Below are 16,807 nucleotides of genomic sequence, written 5' to 3'. Positions count from 1 at the left end.
TACTCCTCGGGAAGGATCGGCCGGTACAGACACGGACCGCCGCTCGGGTAACTGCTCGCGTAGACGGTGACGGTCGCCTCCGACGCGAACGAGTAGGCGTGTCGCTTCCAGTCCTTCGGGAACAGCGCGTAACCGTGGTGAGGGCAGGTGGGCGTCAGACCGTCTTGACTACCGTGCCGGTCGCTTCCAGCGCCGTCACCTCCTCGGCCGGTGCCGTCCTGTCGGTGATCAGGGTGTGGAGGAGTGAGGTCGGGCCGACGTAGGCGTATGCGGTGTGGCCGAGTTTGCCGGCGTCCGTGGCGAGGATGACGCGGCGCGAGGACGTGATGCTCGCCTTCTTCACCGCCGCGTCGTCGAGGTCGTACGCGGTCAGGCCCTCGGCCGCGCTGAGCCCGCAGCAGCCGACGACTGCGGTGTCGAAGCGGAGGGCCGCCAGGGAGGCGAGCGTGAGCGGTCCGGTGAGGGCGCCCTCGGCGGCGCGGGGCCGTCCGCCGGGCACCATGAGCGTGGCCCGGCCCGGGGGATCGCTCAGGATGTGGATGGCCTGGAGCGACAACGGCATGACGGTGACCGGCCGTTCACGCAGCAGGCGCGCGACCTCCAGGCAGGTGGTGCCGCTGTCGAGGAGCACCGTCTCGCCGTCGGCGATGAGCGCGGACACCTCGGCGGCGATCCGGCGCTTGGCGTCGACGGCCTCGTGGGCGCGCAGCGCGAAGGGTGGTTCCTCGCCCCGCAGGAGGAGGGTGCGGGCCCCGCCGCGGACGCGTTCGAGCACGCCCTGCGCGGCCAGCGTGTCGAGGTCGCGCCGGATGGTCATCTCCGAGGCGCCGGTCAGCTCGGCGAGCTCCGTGACCGTCACGGTGCCCGACTCCCTGACGGCCTGCGCGATCAGCCCGTGCCGGTCTGCGTTGCTCATACCGCGATTGAACACCACGACAGAACGAACAAGCAAACTGTTCATGAAGCAGCCTTTCAAACACAAATTCTGTTCGTTATGGTGCGTGGCATGGAACGCACGCTTCGATCCGCCCGTGTGGCGACCTTCGTCTACTTCGTCCTCTGCGGCACCATGATGGGCACCTGGGTGGTCCACATCCCCGCCATCGAGGAGCGCGTGGGCATCAGCCACGCCACGCTGGGCGGCCTGCTCGTGCTCCTCGGTTTCGGGGCCTTCGCCGGTATGCAGATGGCGGGCCGGCTGTCGGACCGCCTCGGAGCGCGCGTCGTGCTGCCGGCGTCCGGCGTGCTGTGCAGCGCGGCCCTGGTGCTGCCCGGTCTGCCCCGCGATCCCTGGAGCCTGGCCGGTGCCCTGTTCGTCTTCGGCTTCTTCAACGGCTTCCTCGACGTGAGCATGAACGCCCATGCCGTGCACGTGGAGAAGGCCTACGGCCGCCCGGTGATGTCGGCCTTCCACGCCACGTTCTCCGTCGGCGGCGTGATCGCTGCGCTCGTCGCCGCGGGTGCCGCCGGCGCGGGGCTGAGTCCGGCGGTAACTCTGGGCACCTCGGGGGCGGTTGGCATCGTGATCGCGCTGGTGTCCGCGCACAGCCTGCTGCCGAACGCGCCCGAGCCCGTCGCTGACGCCGGTGGGGCGGAGCCGGTCGTGAAACGGCACGGAGCGCCCGGACGGATCCGGATCCTCGCCGTCCTCGCCGCCATGGTCATGCTGGCCGAGGGCGCGGCCAACGACTGGAGCGCGCTGCACCTGAAGAACATCCTCGGCGCACCCGCGAGCACCGCCGCCTTCGGATACGGCGCCTTCGCGGCGGCCATGACCGTGGGACGGCTGATCGCCGACCGCATCTCGGGCCGGTTCGGGGCCCTGGCCGTGCTGCGCCACGGCGCGATCATGGCGGCCGCGGGGATCACGATCGCCGCCGTCTCACCGTGGATCTGGGCCGCGTTCGTGGGCTGGGCGCTCTTCGGCCTGGGCCTGTCCGGCTGCGTGCCCCAGCTGTTCAGCGCCGCCGGGCGCGCCGACGCCGCGACCGCCGGCGCCAACGTCTCCCGCGTCGCCGGCATCGGCTACCTCGGCATGCTCTCCGGCCCGGCCGTCATCGGCTGGATGACCCACCTCGTCGCCCTGAACCACGCCTTCCTGCTGCTGACGGTGCTGTGCGTGATCACGGCGGCGGCTGCCGGGGTGCTGCGCGGTGTCTCCGACGGTACGCGGGAGGTGGTGCGCAGCGGTCAGCGAGCGGAGGTGCGGGACGGGTCCTGATACGGCGCCGAAGTCGTCGCCGTGGGGCAGGACTTGAGCGGCCGTTGGCCCACCGAGCCGGTGGGCAGCGCGATGTAGGCGTAGCACTGGGCCCAGCCGGACGCGGCGACCTGCACCACGAGAACGGTGCGGTCCTGCTCGCGGACGAGGGAGCGCGCCGGTCGGTGCTGCAGCGCGTCGATGATCTCCTGCTCGGTGAGCACACCGTCGGCGTCGGCGTCCTCGAGCCTGCCCCTGAGCCGGTCGGCCGACACGGTGACAGCGGCCTGCGAGCCGAAGTCGCGACCACGCGCGGCGTGTCGCCAGGAGGCGAAGAACCAGACCACCAGCGCGGCGGCCAGCAGGATGCAGCCCAACACCGAGATGCCGAGACAGGAGAGCGTACGGGCGAGGACCTCTCGACGGCGCATCACGCGTTTGGTCGGCCTGCGTCAAGTTCGAGGGTGATCCGCGTCGCCGAGGAAAGGATTATGGACGCGTACACGAGCGGGAATGCGACGTGCGAGGGTCGACCCCAAAGGCATGCTGCCGTGATCGCGACGATGGCGGCCGCGGCAATGGCGAAGTTTCCAGCGCGTCGGAACAACAGCCAGGGGACGGCGATCAGGCACATCGTGCCGAGCAGCTTCAGGCCCGCCGCAGGGGACCCGATCAGCCAGAACATGCCTATCTCCGCATAGCGCAGAGACAGCAGGCAGGTGATACCGGTGGCACATATCAAGGCGACCGTGAGCGCGTCCTTGAACGATCTGCAGCGTATGCCGAGCACGACTCCGGATCCTACGCTCCATTGACGACCTCGCCGTCACGGGCTGGAGACCGCAGGGCCTGCCGTGTGCTGGGTCTCCTCCGTCGCCGCCCAGGCCGCCAGGAGTTGGAGGGCGTCGTGGTCGGGGGTGCCGGGGGCGGCGCTGTAGGCGGTGAGGGTCAGGCCGGGGTGGGCCGGTAGTTCCATGGCGTCGAAGTCGAGGGTGAGGACGCCCACCGCGGGGTGGCGGAAGGACGTGCGGCCGGTGTGGTGCAGCCGCACGTTGTGCTTGGCCCAGGCGGTGCGGAACTCCTCGCTACGGGTGACGAGTTCGCCGACGAGCCCGGTCAACTCGCCGTCGTGCGGGGCCCGTCCGGCCTCGGTGCGCAGCAGCGACACGGTGGTGTTCACGCACTCCTGCCATTCGGGGAAGAAGTCGCGGCCCTGCGGGGTCAGGAACGTGAACCGGGCGATGTTCACCGTCTCGACGCTCCGGTCGGCGAACAGCGGGGCGTAGAGCGCGCGGCCCAGGCGGTTGGTGGCCAGGATGTCCAGCCGTCCGTTGCGGATGAAGGCGGGGGAGTCGGTCATCGACGCGAGCACGCGCAGGACGCTGTCCGGCAGCGGCCCGCGCGCCCGCTTGCCGCGGCGGGCAGGGCGTTTGGCGGCGCGGGCCAGGTCGAAGAGGTGGGCGCGTTCGGCGTCGTCGAGCTGGAGGGCGTTGGCCACGGCGTCCAGGACCGTCTCCGAGGCGCCGGCGAGGTGGCCGCGTTCGAGGCGGACGTAGTAGTCGATGCTGACGCCGGCGAGCAGAGCGACTTCCTCGCGGCGCAGGCCGGGCACGCGCCGGTTTCCGCCGTAGGCGGGCAGGCCCGCCTGCTGCGGGGTGATCTTGGCGCGGCGGGAGGCCAGGAACTCGCGGATGTCACTCTCGGTACTCACGCATTCCAGGCTAATCCGGTCGCCGGGCGCGTGGGGTTCCTGTCGGTACTGAAGCGGCAGCCGCCGATGAAGCCGCCGGCCGAACGTTCCACCGGCGACGCCTGGGCCGACGGCCGCCCACCGCCCGTCCCCATGTGTTTGACAAAACGGAACTCTGTTCCGCATGCTAATCGGAACGACGTTCCGATTCAGATTCGCCGAGGCCGGATACGCCTCACCACTCGCCTGCCGCCGCCTCGTTGCGAGCTGTCGCGGCACAGACCTGGAAGGGAACCGTCCCTATGCCCGCCTCGATCGACCCCGCCCCCGCATCGCCCGAATCCCCCGCCCCCGTCCTGTCCTACAGTCCGGTGGTCCTGCCCGTGCCCGGACGGCCCGTGGACCTCCAGGTCCGCGTCTCCGCGCCCGTGACCGGGACCGGCCTGCCGGTCATCCTGCTCTCGCACGGGCACGGAGGCTCCAACAACCTCTCGTCGCTGAACGGGTACGCGCCCCTCGCCAACCTCTGGGCTGCGGCCGGATTCGTGGTCGTCCAACCCACCCACCTCGACTCCGCGACCTTGAGCGACCGGCTCGCCGGTGCTCCCGGCGCCCCCTTGTTCTGGCGCTCCCGTGCAGAGGACATGCGCCACATCCTCGATCGGCTCGGCGACATCGAGCAGGCCGTACCGCTGCTCGCCGGGCGCATCGACCACGATCGGATCGCGGTGGCCGGGCACTCGCTCGGCGGCCACACCGCCGGGCTCCTGCTGGGCGCCCGCCTCACCGACCCCGACACGGGGGAGGAAGTGGACCTCCTCGAGTCCAGGATCAAGGCGGGCGTGCTGCTCGCCGCACCGGGCAGGGGCGGTGACGTCCTCAACGGGCCGATGGCCGGGATGGTGCCGTTCTTCCGCACCACCGACTTCTCCACCATGACCGTCCCGGCCCTGGTCGTCGCCGGCGACAAGGACGACTCGCGGCACTTCACCGACGTGGGTCCCGACTGGCACACCGACCCCTACCACCTCGCCCCCGCGCCCAAGTCCCTGCTGACCCTGCTGGACGCCGGACACATCCTCGGCGGGATCTCCGGATACGACGCGGCCGAGACGGCGCAGTTGTCGGACGAGAACCCCGGCCAGGTGGCGGCCCTCGGACGCCTCACCTCGGCCTACCTGCGCAGTCGGTTCCAGCCCGGTGACGATGCCTGGGAGACGGCGTGCAAGGAGCTGGCGGCCGGTGCCGCGCCGATGGGGCGGGTCGAGTCCAAGTAGTCCACCCCGGCCGGGCGGCTACGGGCGCCGAGCTCCCGTCACCGTCCGGGAGGGCGCCGCGGCGCCTCAACCCCGCGGCACCCCCGTACTGTTCCGCACCACCAACCGCGGCGTCATCGTCGTCAGTACCGCCCGCTCCCGGCGGGACTCGACGCGTTCGATGAGGAGGCGGGCCGCGGTGGAGCCCATGTCGTGGCCCGCCTGGTCGACGCTGGTGAGCTGGACCGTGGCCAGGTCGGCGAGGGCCGTGTTGTTGTAGCCGACGAGCGAGACGTCCTCGGGGACGCGCAGGCCGAGTTCGTGGGCGGCGCGCCAGACGCCCAGTGCGGCGACGTCGGCGCCGGTCATGATCGCGGTCGGCGGATTGTTGCCGGTCAGCAGGCTCATGCCCGCCTTGTGGCCGCCCTCGTCCGAGTACGCCGTGCGGCTGATCTGTGCGTGGCCGGCGAGCCCGTGCCGTTCCATCGCGTCGGTGTAGCCGGTGCTGAGCACGATCTCCGGCGTACGGGCCCACTTGCTGCTGCGCGTACCCGGCGACGAGACCAGCGCGATGTTGCGGTGCCCCAGCTCCACCAGGTGGTCGACGACCAGACCGGCCCCCGCCGCGTCGGCGTCGACCACGGAGTCGTGCAGGTCGGACGCGTCATGGTGGCCGATGACGACAGTGGGGGTGGACTGCGCCGTGGTCAGGACCTCGGAGCGCTGGATGCCGGGCGCGATCAGCAGCAGGCCGTCCATCTGGCGGTCGACCATGGACCGGATGGTGCGCTGCTGGGCGTCCGCGCCGAATCCCGCCGCGCCGATCATGACGGTGTACTCGCTGTCGCGCAGCTCGTCGCGGACGCCGTCGAGGATGTCGGCGAAGAAGGCGTTGCGGATGTTGTCCAGCAGGACGCCGATCGTGTACGTGCGCCCGCGCATGCCCCGTGCCGCCGCGTGCGGGCGGTAGTCGAGCTCGGCGATGGCCGCGCGGACCTTCTCCTGCATCGCCGCGCTGACGCCGTAGGCGTTGCGGAGCACCTTGGAGACCGCGGCGGTGGACACGCCCGCGTGCTGCGCCACGTCCGTGATGGTGACGCGTTTCCTCGGCTGCGGCTCGTGGCCCATGTTCGGCTCTCCCTGGGTCTCCTGCTGACCTTAATGAAGATAACGGTCTACACGATACGGCAGAGGCGGCGGAAGCGGTTCACCCCCGTTTCGTCAGCGTTACCGGCGGAAGTCTTGACGGTTGGTGCATCGCGCTGCATCGTGGTGCGCACTTCGCCGTGGATAACGTTTTACAAAATCGTCCACGAGCGCTTCCCTCGCCGTGCCCGCCCCCGGCGCCGCACCGCCCGACTCCGCCCTCACCGACGACAGGGAGCCTGCCGTGAACACCGTCTCGTCCTCCGCCAGAAGGGCCCGCCTGGCCGGGCCGACCGCCGGCGCCGCCGCCCTGGCCCTCATCGCCACCGCCTGCGGAGGCACCGGCAGCGGCTCGGCCTCGTCCCCGGACCACTTCAGCTACCTGACGAACACCGAGAACACGACGGTGAAGACGGCTCTGACCACCCTGTCGAAGGGAGCCTGCAGCGCGGCGCAGAAGGCGCTGCCGCTGAAGGTGGAGACCGTGCCGCAGACCAGCCTCGACCAGAAGCTCCAACTGCTCGCCGGACAGGGCGCGTTGCCCGTGCAGTTCGCGGCCGGCAACGCCCCCGCGCTGACCCAGCAGCTCTACACGTCCGGCAAGATCGCCGATCTGGAGAAGGAGCTGAAGAGCCTCGGCGTCTACGACCGGCTGGAGCCCTCCGCGGTCTCCACCATCAAGGCCCTGTACGGCGGGAAGCTCGCGGTCCTGCCGTACGAGTACAACATCGAGGGCATCTTCTACAACAAGAAGGTCTTCAGCGACAACGGCATCGCCGTTCCCGGCACCTGGGACGAACTCGTCGCCGCGGCCGCCGCGTTGCAGAAGAAGGGCATCCAGCCGTTCTCCGCCTCCGGCCAGCAGGGCTGGCCGCTGACCCGGCTGATCAGCGGCTACCTCTACCGCAGCCTCGGACCCGACGCGCTCAAGGACGTCGCCGACGGCAAGGCCAAGCTGACCGACCCCGCCTACGTCGAGGCGGCGCAGCAGGTCGCCGACCTCGGCAGGAAGGGCTACTTCGGCAAGGGCGTCGGCTCCATCGACTACGACACCGCCTTCAACCAGTTCCTCACCGGCAAGGCCGCCATGTTCTACATGGGCAGCTGGGCGCTGACGAACATCGCCGACCCCGAGCAGGACAAGATCGGTGCCGCGAACGTCGGGTTCATGCCGTTCCCCGCGGTCTCCGGCGGCAAGGGCTCCGTCGACCAGTACCCGTCCAACGTCGGCCTGCCCATGACCCTCGGCAAGCGCACCTTCGACAAGAACGTCGGCTCCTGGGTGAAGTGCATCGCCGCCCACTACGGCACCACCGCGCTCAAGGACCAGGGCTCGATCTCCGGCTTCAGGACCAGCGGCACCGTCGCGGACACCAACGCCGTCACCGGGCAGGTCCGCAAGACCATCAGCAGCTCCCGGCGGAACGTGCTGTGGTTCGAGGCCCTGTTCAGCACCAAGGCCACCACCGTCAGCCAGACCAACGCGGCCTCGCTGGTCAACGGCAGCATGAGCGCCCGGCAGTTCATGCAGACGGTGCAGGACGCCCTGTCGACCAAGTGACGCCGGCCCGGCGGCCGGCCGGCCCGTGCAACCGGTGCGCCCCGGCCGCCCGGCACACCCGACAACGAAGTGGACGCACCCATGCACCGCGTACTCGGTGACCGCAGGGCCGTGGTGATCCTGCTCGGTCCCGCCCTCCTCGTCTATTCCCTGATCATGCTCGTGCCCATGGTGTGGTCGCTGGGATACTCCTTCACCAAGGGCAACACCATCGACGGGTTCACCGGCAACGGCCTGGCCAACTTCCAGCGCCTGGTCACCGATCCGGCCGTGCGCGAGGCCCTGTGGTTCACGCTCAAGTACGCCGCCGCCGTGACCGCGGGCCAGGTGGTCGCCGGCTATCTCCTGGCCCTGCTCTACGTGTTCTTCCTCAAGAAGGCCTCCGCCCTCGTCCGCACCCTGGTGTTCTTCCCGGTCGTCCTGCCCACCGTGGCGGTCGGCCTGCTGTTCCAGAAGTTCTTCCAGATCGCCCCGCAGACCGGCCCGGTCAACTCCCTGCTCAACGCGGTCGGTCTGGATTCCGTCGACTGGTTCGGCAGCGCCGGCCACGCCTTCTGGGTCCTGATCATCATGGACGTCTGGCGCTCCATGGGCTTCTACGCCGTCCTGCTGTTCGCCGGACTCGTCGACATCCCCGAGGAGGTGCTGGAGTCCGCCCGCCTCGACGGCGCCACCGGCGTGCGGCTGGTCCGCCACATCGTGCTGCCGATGTCGTTCCCGGTGCTGATGTCGTCCCTGGTCTTCAGCATCAACGGCACCCTGAAGGTCTTCGACTCGATCGTCGCCCTCACCAACGGCGGCCCGGGCAACAGCACTTCGCCGCTGACCCTGTACATGTTCCAGACGTCGTTCACCTACGGCGACTACGGCTACGGCAGCACCGTCGCCCTGCTGCTGACCGTGGTGTGCCTGCTGGTGAGCCTGGTCGTCTTCCGCCTCTCGCGCCGCGACCTCACGGAGGGCTGAACCATGGCCGTAGACACGCCGTTCAAGACCGCGGCCGCCACGGACGGGAGGCCCGGACGCGCCGTCCGCCCCCTCCGCCGCCGCACCACCCGCGGCCGCAGCCGCTGGTGGGCCAGGGCCGTCGTCGCCGTCCTGCTGGTCGTCGAGATCTATCCGCTGGTATGGATGTTCCTCACCTCGCTGAAGTCGAACAGCGACTACCTCGACCACTCCACCTGGAGCCTGCCCACGCACTGGGAGTGGGGCAACTACGGCGAGGCCTGGACGACCGGCAACATCGGCCTCTACGTGCAGAACAGCCTGCTGGCCGTCCTGCCCGCCCTCGCGCTCATCCTGCTGCTGGGCAGCGCGGCCGGCTTCGCCCTGCAGATCATGGTGTGGAAGGGCCGCAGCCTCACCCTGCTGATCTTCCTCGCCGGCATGATGGTGCCGGCCCAGATGATCCTGCTGCCGCTGTTCACCGTCTACTTCCAAACCGGCCTGTCCGGCACCCTGTGGCCCCTCGTGCTGACGTACACCGGAACCGGCCTGCCGCTCGCGGTGTTCATGATGGCGACGTACTACAAGAGCCTGCCGCGCGAGCTCTTCGAGGCCGCCACCATCGACGGCGCGGGCATCCTGCGCTCGTTCTGGACCATCAGCCTGCCCATGGTCCGCAACGCCGTCCTCACCGTCGGACTGGTGCAGTTCTTCTTCCTCTGGAACGACCTGCTCATCGCGCTGACCTTCACCAACAGCCAGGACCTGCGCACCGTCCAGGTCGGCCTGCTCAACTTCACCGGCGACTTCGGCGCCACCCAGTACGGCCCGCTGTTCGCCGCCATCTGCATCAACGTCTTCGGCACCCTGGTGATCTACCTCTTCCTCAACCAGAAGGTGATGAAGGGACTCACCTCGGGAGCCGTCAAGGGCTGATCACCGCAGCGCCGACACCGCACCAGCCCGCATCCACGGAAGGCCCCACACCTGTGTCCTCTCAGCCTGCCCCGGTCACCTTCGAGCACCTCCTCGACGGCCTCGGCACCGGCGTCCCCGAGCCCCGACTGTCCTGGACCCTGCCCGCCGGCACCGGCGCCCAGGTCGCCCACGAGATCGAGATCGCACGCGGCGGCGTGACCGAGCGCACCGGCCGGATCGCCAACTCGCTGCAGATCCTGGTGCCTTGGCCCGGTCGCCCCCTCGTCTCCCGGGAACGCGCCGTCGTCCGCGTGCGCGTGTGGACCGCCGACGCGCCGGCCGCGCCCTCCGCGTGGAGCGAGCCCGCGGCCGTGGAGGCCGGACTCCTCCAGCCCTCCGACTGGCAGGCCCGGCCGGTCGGCCCCGCCTGGCCCGAAGACCCGGACAGCGACCGCCAACCCGCGCGCGTCCGGAAGGACTTCACCCTCCCCGGACCCGTCACCCGAGCCCGTCTGTACATCACCGCCCACGGCCTGTACGAGGCCGAGATCAACGGCCGCCGCATCGGTGACGACACGCTCTCGCCCGGCTGGACGGTCTACGGAGAGCGCCTGCGCTACCACACCTACGACGTCACCGCCCACCTCGCCGAGGGCGCCAACACCCTCGGTGCCTGGCTCGGCGACGGCTGGTACCGCGGCCGCATCGGCTTCGACGGAGGCCATCGCAACCTCTACGGCCGCGACCAGTCGCTCATCGCCCAGCTCGAAGTCACCCACGACGACGGCACCGTCACGGTCGTCGCCACCGACCCCACCTGGCAGGCCGCCACCGGCCCGATCCTCTTCAGCGGTCTGTACGAGGGGGAGACGTTCGACGCCCGCCTGCACGACCCCGCCTGGTCCACCCCCGACGGCCGCACCGGCGACGAAACCGGCGACGAGACCTCCGGCGGCGCCTGGACCCCGGTCGCCGTCGGCGAGCGCGACCCCCGCACCCTCGTCGCACCGACCGCGGCTCCGGTGCGCTGCACCGAGGAGATACGCCCCGTCACCGTGACGCCCAGGCCCGACGGACGCCTGCTGCTCGACTTCGGGCAGAACCTGGTCGGGCGGCTGCGTATCACCGTCGACGGGCCGGCCGGCACCACCGTCACCCTGCGCCACGCCGAGGTCCTCCAGGACGGCGAACTCGCCACCCGGCCGCTGCGCGCCGCCACCGCCGAGGACACCCTCGTCCTGCCCGGCGCCGCCCTCACCTGGGAGCCGCGCTTCACCCTGCACGGCTTCCGCTACGCCGAGATCACCGGCTGGCCCGGCGGCCCCGTCGAGGACGCCGTCGTGGCCCGCGTCCACCACACCGACATGCGCCGCACCGGCTGGTTCGCGTGCAGCGACCCGCTCGTCAACCGCCTGCACGAGAACGTGGTGTGGAGCATGCGCGGCAACTTCGTCGACATCCCCACCGACTGCCCGCAGCGCGACGAACGCCTCGGCTGGACCGGCGACATCCAGGTCTTCGCCCCCACCGCCTCCTTCCTCTACGACTGCGCCGGCATGCTCGACTCCTGGCTGTGCGACGTCGCCGTGGAGCAACTGCCCGACGGCACCGTCCCCTGGTACGTCCCCGTCATCCCCGGCGGCCCGCAGTGGACGCCGATCCGGCCGGGCGCCGCCTGGGGCGACGTCGCCGCGCTCACCCCCTGGGTCCTGCACCAGCGCTTCGGCGATCTGGAACTGCTCCGCCGCCACTTCCCGACCGGCCGCGCCTGGGTGGATCTGATGGCCCGCCTGGCCGGACCCGACCGGCTGTGGGACACCGGCCACCAGCTCGGCGACTGGCTGGACCCGATCGCCCCGCCGGACGACCCGGCCGCCGCCCGCACCGACCGCCACCTCGTGGCGACCGGCTACTTCGCCTGGTCCACCCGCCATCTGGCCGACTCCGCCCGCGCGTTGGGCCACGACGACCTGGCCGCCGACTACGGCCGGCTCGCCGAGGAGGTGGCCGACGCCTTCCGCCGCCGCTACGTCCTGCCCGACGGCCGTATGACCAGCGACAGCCCGACCGCCTACTCCCTGGCCCTGGTGTTCGGTCTGCTCGACGATCCCCGTCAACGCCGCACCGCCGCCGACCGGTTGGCGGAGCTCGTGCTGCTGGACGACGCCCGGATCGCCACCGGCTTCGTGGGCACCCCGCTCATCTGCGACGCCCTCACCGACAACGGCCATCTCGACGTCGCCTACCGGCTGCTCACCCAGACCGAGTGCCCCTCCTGGCTCTACCCCGTCACCATGGGGGCGACGACGATCTGGGAGCGCTGGGACAGCCTCCGCCCGGACGGCACCCTCAACCCCGGCGGCATGACCTCCTTCAACCACTACGCCCTCGGGGCCGTGGCGGACTGGCTGCACCGCGTCGTCGGTGGCCTGGAGCCCACCTCGCCGGGCTACCGCACCCTCCGCTTCCGCCCCCGCCCCGGCGGCGGCATCACCTCGGCGACGACACGGCACGACACCCCCTACGGCACCGCCTCGATCGCCTGGGAGCAGACCGCGACCGGCATGACGGCGGACGTGGTCGTGCCCGACGGCTGCGAAGGCGTGGTGCACCTGCCGGGCTGCGCCCCCGTCCCCGTAGGACCGGGCCGGCACCGGCTGGACAGCGGGGAACTCGACCGCGCCGCGGCCTGAGACGCGCGGGCCGGTGGCGGTTCTGAGAACACGACGACGGGGCCGGGGGGGGGGGGGTGGGGGCGGCCGCCCCCAACCCCCCCCCTCTTCTCCCTAGGGCGTCCTGACCCGCCCCCGCCCGGCCCCGTCCTGCTGCTCAGGAGGTCAGGGCGACATCCACGTGGGCGCAGCCGGTGCGGGCCGCGAGGGGCCAGGGCTCGAAGGTGTCCGCGGGCAGCTGGACGAACATGCGGTGCTGATGGGAGATGACGCCGGTGGCCGGTGTGTCCAGGAGGCGGGCCAGGACGTAGGCGGCGGACAGGCTGGTGACGTCGCGGATGGTGCCCAGCGGCAGCAGGGAGCGGGTCTCGGCGATCGCCTCGTGCTCACCCGCCCGCAGGACGACGCGCGTTCCGGGTGCGATGCCGTGCGCGGCGATGGCGACCGCGATGTTGTCGAGGTCGTCGGAGCCGACGGCGGCCAGCGCCCGGGCCCGGTCGAGGTGGACCTTCTCCATGACGGCCCGGTCGCCGCCGTGGCCGGTCAGAACGGGAATGCCGAGGGAGCGCGCGAGGCGGACGCCCGGCGCGTCGGGGTCGCGCTCGACGCCGACCACCGGCACGCCCAGGCGCCGCAGTTCACCGCACAGCCGCAGGCCGACCTGGCCGATGCCGACGACGATGACATGGTTCGCGCGGGGGATGGTGCGCGGTCCGATCAGCCCGACCAGGCGGGGCCCGAGCATCCGGTCGATGAGGCCCGCGGTGAACATGGCGCTGAAGACGATGGTGCCGAGCATGAACACGCTGGCCACCACGGGATACACGGTGGAGTGCTCGGGTGCGGCCGCCGGTCCGACGGTGGCGACGACGCGGGCGGCGTCGAACAGCGCCTGCGCGGGGTGGTGCCCGAGCGCGATCAGCCAGGTGAGGTCGGCGAGAAGGACGGCGAGCATGCCCAGCATGCCGACGAGCATCAGCCGGGTGCCCGCGTCATGGGGCCGCAACTGCCCTGCCAGGCGGCCGATCCGGGACCGGCGGTGGTCCCGCTCCGGTCTCCAGGGCCGGGCGGACGGGGTGTGCCCGTCGGTGACCTGCACGGCATGCGGGCGGCCGTCCTTGTGGGACAGGGCCGCGATCGTGCCGTCGAGGCAGGGTCCGGCGAGGGCGGGCGCGGCCAGGTCGGCGGGGGAGGTGACATGGCACTGCGGCAGCAGGCGCAGGAGTTCGCCGGCCATGGTGCGGTCGAAGATGGTGACGGTGATCGGGGTGCGGTCGGACATGTGGGCGACGGCCAGGGCGTAGCGCAGTGCCGCGACGTCGTCGTGCAGCAGCACCGCCACCGCGTCGGGCGGCGGCGTCATGGCGGCCCGCAGTTCCTCGTCACGGGGCTTGGTCAGGTGCCGCACCATGTGCGCACCCTCGCGCAGGGACGCGCACACCCGGCGCGCCACGTTGGTCTCGCCGATGACGACGAAGGAGCGGCCGCCGGCCGGGGCGGGGGAGTGGTTCACGGCGTCTCGTCATCCTCCGGTCAGCTGCAGTCGGCGGGGCGGTGTGGACGGTGGGGTCGAGGAAGGCTTCGTCATGGGACCTAGCGTCGGCCTTTCGCGGCGGCGATCATGCCGCCGAATTGGATGACGATCACGTGGCGGGTTGTACGGTCGCCTCACTTGACAGGAAGGATCCGATTTGCGTGGTGCGGCGGTGGGGCCGGGACCTGCCGTAATTCGCTTGACCTGAGCACGGGGTGGGGCTGCACTGTCGCGGGGCACCACGCGCCGTGGTGCCGTCGTCCCGGGGAGGCAGCCGCAGCAACGGAGATTCGTTCCACGACCGACCAGGACCGCGACGTCTTCGTCGACACCCTCCATGCCGCGTTCGGACGCTTCCCGGAAACCCCGGCCGAGGACGGCGGCGGGGTGTGGTGGGCGGCGCTCGAGATGGACCGCAACCTGCTCGCCGTGACGGCGGAGGGGCGGCCCGTCGGCACGGCGGGTGCGTACTCCTTCGAACTCACGCTGCCCGGCGAGACCCTTGTCCCCGTCGCCGGGGTGACCGCGGTCGGCGTCCTGCCCTCGCACCGGCGCCAGGGCGTGCTCAGCGCGATGATGCGGCACCAGCTCACCGAGCTGCGGGCGCGCGGGGAGGCGATGTCCGTCCTCCTGGCCTCCGAGGCCCTGATCTACCGCAGGTTCGGCTACGGCCCGGCGACGTACACGCAGCGGGTGACGGTGCCGCGGCACCGGGGAGCGTTCGCGGGACTCCGGGGCGGTGAGGCGGACGCCGCGCCGGCCGGCACGGTCGAGGTACTGCGGCGTGCCGAGTGCGGCGACCTCCTGGAGGAGATCTACGACCGCTACCGCCGCACCCAGCCAGGTGCGCTCTCCCGCCCGCCCCGCTGGTGGGCCTCGGGCGCGGGACAGCCTCCGATCGCGCCGGCGTCGCGCTACGCAGCGGTCCACCGTGACCCGACAGGTGTGCCCGACGGCTACGCCAGCTACTTGATCGGCGAGGGGCAGACGCTGACGGTCGACGAAACCATCACGGCCAACGACACCTCATTCACGGCCCTGGCCCGTTTCGTACTGAACCACGACCTGGTCGACAAGGTCGTCTTCAAGCACGTGCCGCCCGGGCACCCGCTGCGCTGGCAACTGACGGACTTCCGCGCGGGCGAGGTGGCGGGCGACACGGACTGGCTCTGGGTGCGCCTGCTGGACATCCCTCGCGCGCTGACCGCCCGCGGCTGGTTCACGGACGGCGAGCTGGTCCTGGACGTCACCGACCCGTTCCTGGACGAACACGACCGCTATCTCCTCACCATCCAGAACGGCAAGGCCGACTGCACCCCCACGGACCGCGCCCCCGACCTGACCCTGGACGTCAGCGACCTGGGCTCGATCTACCTGGGCGGCACGACACCGAGCACCCTCGTCCGAGCGGGCCACATCCGGCCCCACCACCCGAACGCGGCCCACCTCGCCGACACCCTGTTCCGCGGGGACCGGGAGCCGCACTGCTTGCACTGGTTCTGATCGATGGTTCCTGACAACTCCACCACCCCGCGTGCTTTGCTGATCACCGGCACGGTCGGCGTCGGCAAGACCTCGGTGGCCGAGGCCGCGGGCAACTTGCTCGCGGACGCCGAGATCCCCCATGCGGTGATGGACCTCGACTGGCTGTGCAATTCCTGGCCGCGTCCCGCAGGCGATCCCTTCAACTTCGGCATGGTGTTGCGGAACCTGCGCCTTGTGGCGGGCAGTTATCTCGACGCGGGCGTGTCCCGGCTCGTGCTCGCGGGGGTGGCGGAGAGCCGAGCCGAGCGCCGTCAGTACGAGGAGGCACTCGGTATCGGTTTGTCGGTATGTCGCCTGCGAGTCCAACTCCCCACGGTCCACCGGCGCCTTGCCCACCGCCACGGCGACGACCACACCGGGCTGACCTGGCACCTGAACCGTTCGGGCGAACTCGATCGCATCCTGGACCGCGCCGAGGTCGAGGACTTCGGCATCGATGCCACTGACACGTCCGTAGCCGCGACTGCCACCGCCGTGCTGCAGCGGGCGGACTGGCTGTGAGGCGTATCGGTCCTCAGCCCGACCAAGTCGTGTAGAAACTCTCCGGGTTGACCAGGTAGCGCACCGTCGCGTGCGGCACGTGCCGCACCCTGTGCCCCCGGCTGTAGCGGTAGATCAGCTCCCAGTCCTCGCGGGGGAGGACCTTCGGGGTGCGGTGGAGGCGGCTGAAGTGGAGGGTGCTGTCGCGGCGGGCCACGAAGGCGTTGGTGTCCAGGAAGGACTCGCGGGCCGCGCGATGGCGGTCGAAGGGGACGGAGAGGACGTCGTGGTCGGTGCCGTCCGGGAGCACCCGGCGCAGGGCGGTGTAGATGCCGTCGGGCGCGTCAGGGTCTTCGGGGGCGTCCGGTCCGGCCGGGGGGCTCAGGACCGCCAACGCCCGTTCCAGATGGTCTGGTTCCCAGACGTTGTCGTCGTCCAGGAAGGCCACGTAGCGGGAGCGGGTGAGGCGGATGCCCACGTTGCGGACCACGCCCGCCACTCCGGTGTTGCGGGAGAGGGAGACGGCGAACAGGCGCGGGTCGTCCGGGAGTTCGGGGAGGCCCGCGCCGTCGTCGACGACCACGACGATCTGGTCGCGGACCGTTTGGGACAGGGCCGAGTGGATGGCTCGCTGAAGTTCCTCCGGGCGGCGGTGCGTTGCGATGACCGTCGCGACCAGGGCCGTGGGCGCGGCGGCGGTCGTGGGCGCCAGGCGGTCGACCTCCGCCGACTCGAAGCGGCGCAGGCGCAGGGCCGACGGGGCCAGCAGCACCTTGTTGCGGAGTTCGAACAGGACCAGCCAGCCGAAGGCAAGCTTGAGGAGTTCCCAGGGGAGGCGGGCCACGCGTCTCATCACGGTT

At 71.1% G+C, this 16,807-nt stretch carries 15 protein-coding genes; 8 read left to right on the top strand and 7 right to left on the bottom strand.

The genetic code is table 11. The features are described 5' to 3' along the window. Positions 1–154 precede the first annotated feature (154 nt). The gene (locus tag ACFU97_RS14790) at positions 155–916 is read right to left on the bottom strand and encodes a DeoR/GlpR family DNA-binding transcription regulator (RefSeq protein WP_384255609.1); all 762 of its coding nucleotides are present in this window, start codon (positions 914–916) and stop codon (positions 155–157) included. Positions 917–1,006: 90 nt separating this feature from the next. Here ACFU97_RS14790 and ACFU97_RS14785 point away from each other — a divergent pair, with 90 nt between their 5' ends. Beyond that, the gene (locus tag ACFU97_RS14785) at positions 1,007–2,221 is read left to right on the top strand and encodes an MFS transporter (RefSeq protein WP_384255607.1); all 1,215 of its coding nucleotides are present in this window, start codon (positions 1,007–1,009) and stop codon (positions 2,219–2,221) included. Here the strand turns inward: ACFU97_RS14785 and ACFU97_RS14780 are convergent. The 3 genes from ACFU97_RS14780 to ACFU97_RS14770 are packed head-to-tail and all read right to left on the bottom strand — an operon-like array spanning position 2,191 to position 3,911. Next, entirely contained in the window at positions 2,191–2,631 is a 441-nt protein-coding gene (locus tag ACFU97_RS14780; protein ID WP_384255604.1) for a hypothetical protein, read from the bottom strand. The two genes, ACFU97_RS14785 and ACFU97_RS14780, sit on opposite strands and share 31 nt — an antisense overlap. Beyond that, on the bottom strand, positions 2,631–2,990 hold the full coding sequence (locus ACFU97_RS14775; protein ID WP_384255602.1) for a hypothetical protein: 360 nt from the start codon (positions 2,988–2,990) through the stop codon (positions 2,631–2,633). Before ACFU97_RS14775 ends, ACFU97_RS14780 begins: the two co-directional genes overlap by 1 nt. 36 nt (positions 2,991–3,026) lie before the next feature. After that, positions 3,027–3,911 carry a helix-turn-helix transcriptional regulator gene (locus tag ACFU97_RS14770; RefSeq protein WP_384255600.1) on the bottom strand — a complete coding sequence of 295 codons (885 nt, stop codon included), beginning with the start codon at positions 3,909–3,911 and terminating at the stop codon, positions 3,027–3,029. Positions 3,912–4,192: 281 nt separating this feature from the next. Between ACFU97_RS14770 and ACFU97_RS14765 the strand changes: the two genes are divergently transcribed. Continuing rightward, the gene (locus ACFU97_RS14765; protein ID WP_384255597.1) at positions 4,193–5,167 is read left to right on the top strand and encodes an alpha/beta hydrolase family protein; all 975 of its coding nucleotides are present in this window, start codon (positions 4,193–4,195) and stop codon (positions 5,165–5,167) included. Positions 5,168–5,233: 66 nt separating this feature from the next. Here the strand turns inward: ACFU97_RS14765 and ACFU97_RS14760 are convergent, their stop codons facing one another. Beyond that, positions 5,234–6,274, bottom strand: a complete 1,041-nt coding sequence (locus ACFU97_RS14760; protein ID WP_384255595.1) for a LacI family DNA-binding transcriptional regulator — start codon at positions 6,272–6,274, stop codon at positions 5,234–5,236. A 262-nt stretch (positions 6,275–6,536) separates the two neighbouring features. Between ACFU97_RS14760 and ACFU97_RS14755 the strand changes: the two genes are divergently transcribed. From ACFU97_RS14755 to ACFU97_RS14740, 4 genes are all read left to right on the top strand, one after another. Beyond that, positions 6,537–7,853, top strand: a complete 1,317-nt coding sequence (locus ACFU97_RS14755) for an ABC transporter substrate-binding protein (RefSeq protein ID WP_384255593.1) — start codon at positions 6,537–6,539, stop codon at positions 7,851–7,853. A gap of 81 nt (positions 7,854–7,934) precedes the next feature. Further along, positions 7,935–8,819 carry a carbohydrate ABC transporter permease gene (locus ACFU97_RS14750; RefSeq protein WP_384255591.1) on the top strand — a complete coding sequence of 295 codons (885 nt, stop codon included), beginning with the start codon at positions 7,935–7,937 and terminating at the stop codon, positions 8,817–8,819. 3 nt (positions 8,820–8,822) lie between these two features. Further along, positions 8,823–9,734: a carbohydrate ABC transporter permease gene (locus tag ACFU97_RS14745; protein ID WP_384255589.1), complete on the top strand. Its 912-nt coding sequence runs from the start codon at positions 8,823–8,825 to the stop codon at positions 9,732–9,734. 53 nt (positions 9,735–9,787) lie between these two features. Beyond that, the gene (locus tag ACFU97_RS14740) at positions 9,788–12,409 is read left to right on the top strand and encodes a family 78 glycoside hydrolase catalytic domain (protein WP_384255586.1); all 2,622 of its coding nucleotides are present in this window, start codon (positions 9,788–9,790) and stop codon (positions 12,407–12,409) included. Positions 12,410–12,545: 136 nt separating this feature from the next. Here the strand turns inward: ACFU97_RS14740 and ACFU97_RS14735 are convergent, their stop codons facing one another. Further along, positions 12,546–13,901: a potassium channel family protein gene (locus ACFU97_RS14735; protein ID WP_384255584.1), complete on the bottom strand. Its 1,356-nt coding sequence runs from the start codon at positions 13,899–13,901 to the stop codon at positions 12,546–12,548. 309 nt (positions 13,902–14,210) lie between these two features. Here ACFU97_RS14735 and ACFU97_RS14730 point away from each other — a divergent pair, with 309 nt between their 5' ends. Together ACFU97_RS14730 and ACFU97_RS14725 are read left to right on the top strand one after the other, a co-directional pair. Continuing rightward, entirely contained in the window at positions 14,211–15,425 is a 1,215-nt protein-coding gene (locus ACFU97_RS14730) for a GNAT family N-acetyltransferase (protein ID WP_384255983.1), read from the top strand. Between the two features lie 3 nt (positions 15,426–15,428). Beyond that, on the top strand, positions 15,429–15,968 hold the full coding sequence (locus ACFU97_RS14725; protein ID WP_384255582.1) for a hypothetical protein: 540 nt from the start codon (positions 15,429–15,431) through the stop codon (positions 15,966–15,968). Positions 15,969–15,981: 13 nt separating this feature from the next. Here the strand turns inward: ACFU97_RS14725 and ACFU97_RS14720 are convergent, their stop codons facing one another. Next, positions 15,982–16,800, bottom strand: a complete 819-nt coding sequence (locus ACFU97_RS14720; RefSeq protein ID WP_384255580.1) for a glycosyltransferase family 2 protein — start codon at positions 16,798–16,800, stop codon at positions 15,982–15,984. Between the last annotated feature and the right edge of the window lie 7 nt (positions 16,801–16,807).

It is taken from the genome of Streptomyces sp. NPDC057616 (assembly GCF_042800575.1).
Lineage (GTDB): Bacteria > Actinomycetota > Actinomycetes > Streptomycetales > Streptomycetaceae > Streptomyces.
This window is presented reverse-complemented; position numbering and strand designations above follow the sequence as displayed.

Bases quoted from the DNA above. Each gene is read 5' to 3' on its own strand.
- ACFU97_RS14790 (WP_384255609.1), bottom strand. From the start codon at position 916: ATGAGCAACGCAGACCGGCACGGGCTGATCGCGCAGGCCGTCAGGGAG.
- ACFU97_RS14720 (WP_384255580.1), bottom strand. From the start codon at position 16,800: ATGAGACGCGTGGCCCGCCTCCCCTGGGAACTCCTCAAGCTTGCCTTC.
- ACFU97_RS14725 (WP_384255582.1), top strand. From the start codon at position 15,429: ATGGTTCCTGACAACTCCACCACCCCGCGTGCTTTGCTGATCACCGGC.
- ACFU97_RS14745 (WP_384255589.1), top strand. From the start codon at position 8,823: ATGGCCGTAGACACGCCGTTCAAGACCGCGGCCGCCACGGACGGGAGG.
- ACFU97_RS14750 (WP_384255591.1), top strand. From the start codon at position 7,935: ATGCACCGCGTACTCGGTGACCGCAGGGCCGTGGTGATCCTGCTCGGT.
- ACFU97_RS14780 (WP_384255604.1), bottom strand. From the start codon at position 2,631: ATGCGCCGTCGAGAGGTCCTCGCCCGTACGCTCTCCTGTCTCGGCATC.
- ACFU97_RS14765 (WP_384255597.1), top strand. From the start codon at position 4,193: ATGCCCGCCTCGATCGACCCCGCCCCCGCATCGCCCGAATCCCCCGCC.
- ACFU97_RS14785 (WP_384255607.1), top strand. From the start codon at position 1,007: ATGGAACGCACGCTTCGATCCGCCCGTGTGGCGACCTTCGTCTACTTC.
- ACFU97_RS14760 (WP_384255595.1), bottom strand. From the start codon at position 6,274: ATGGGCCACGAGCCGCAGCCGAGGAAACGCGTCACCATCACGGACGTG.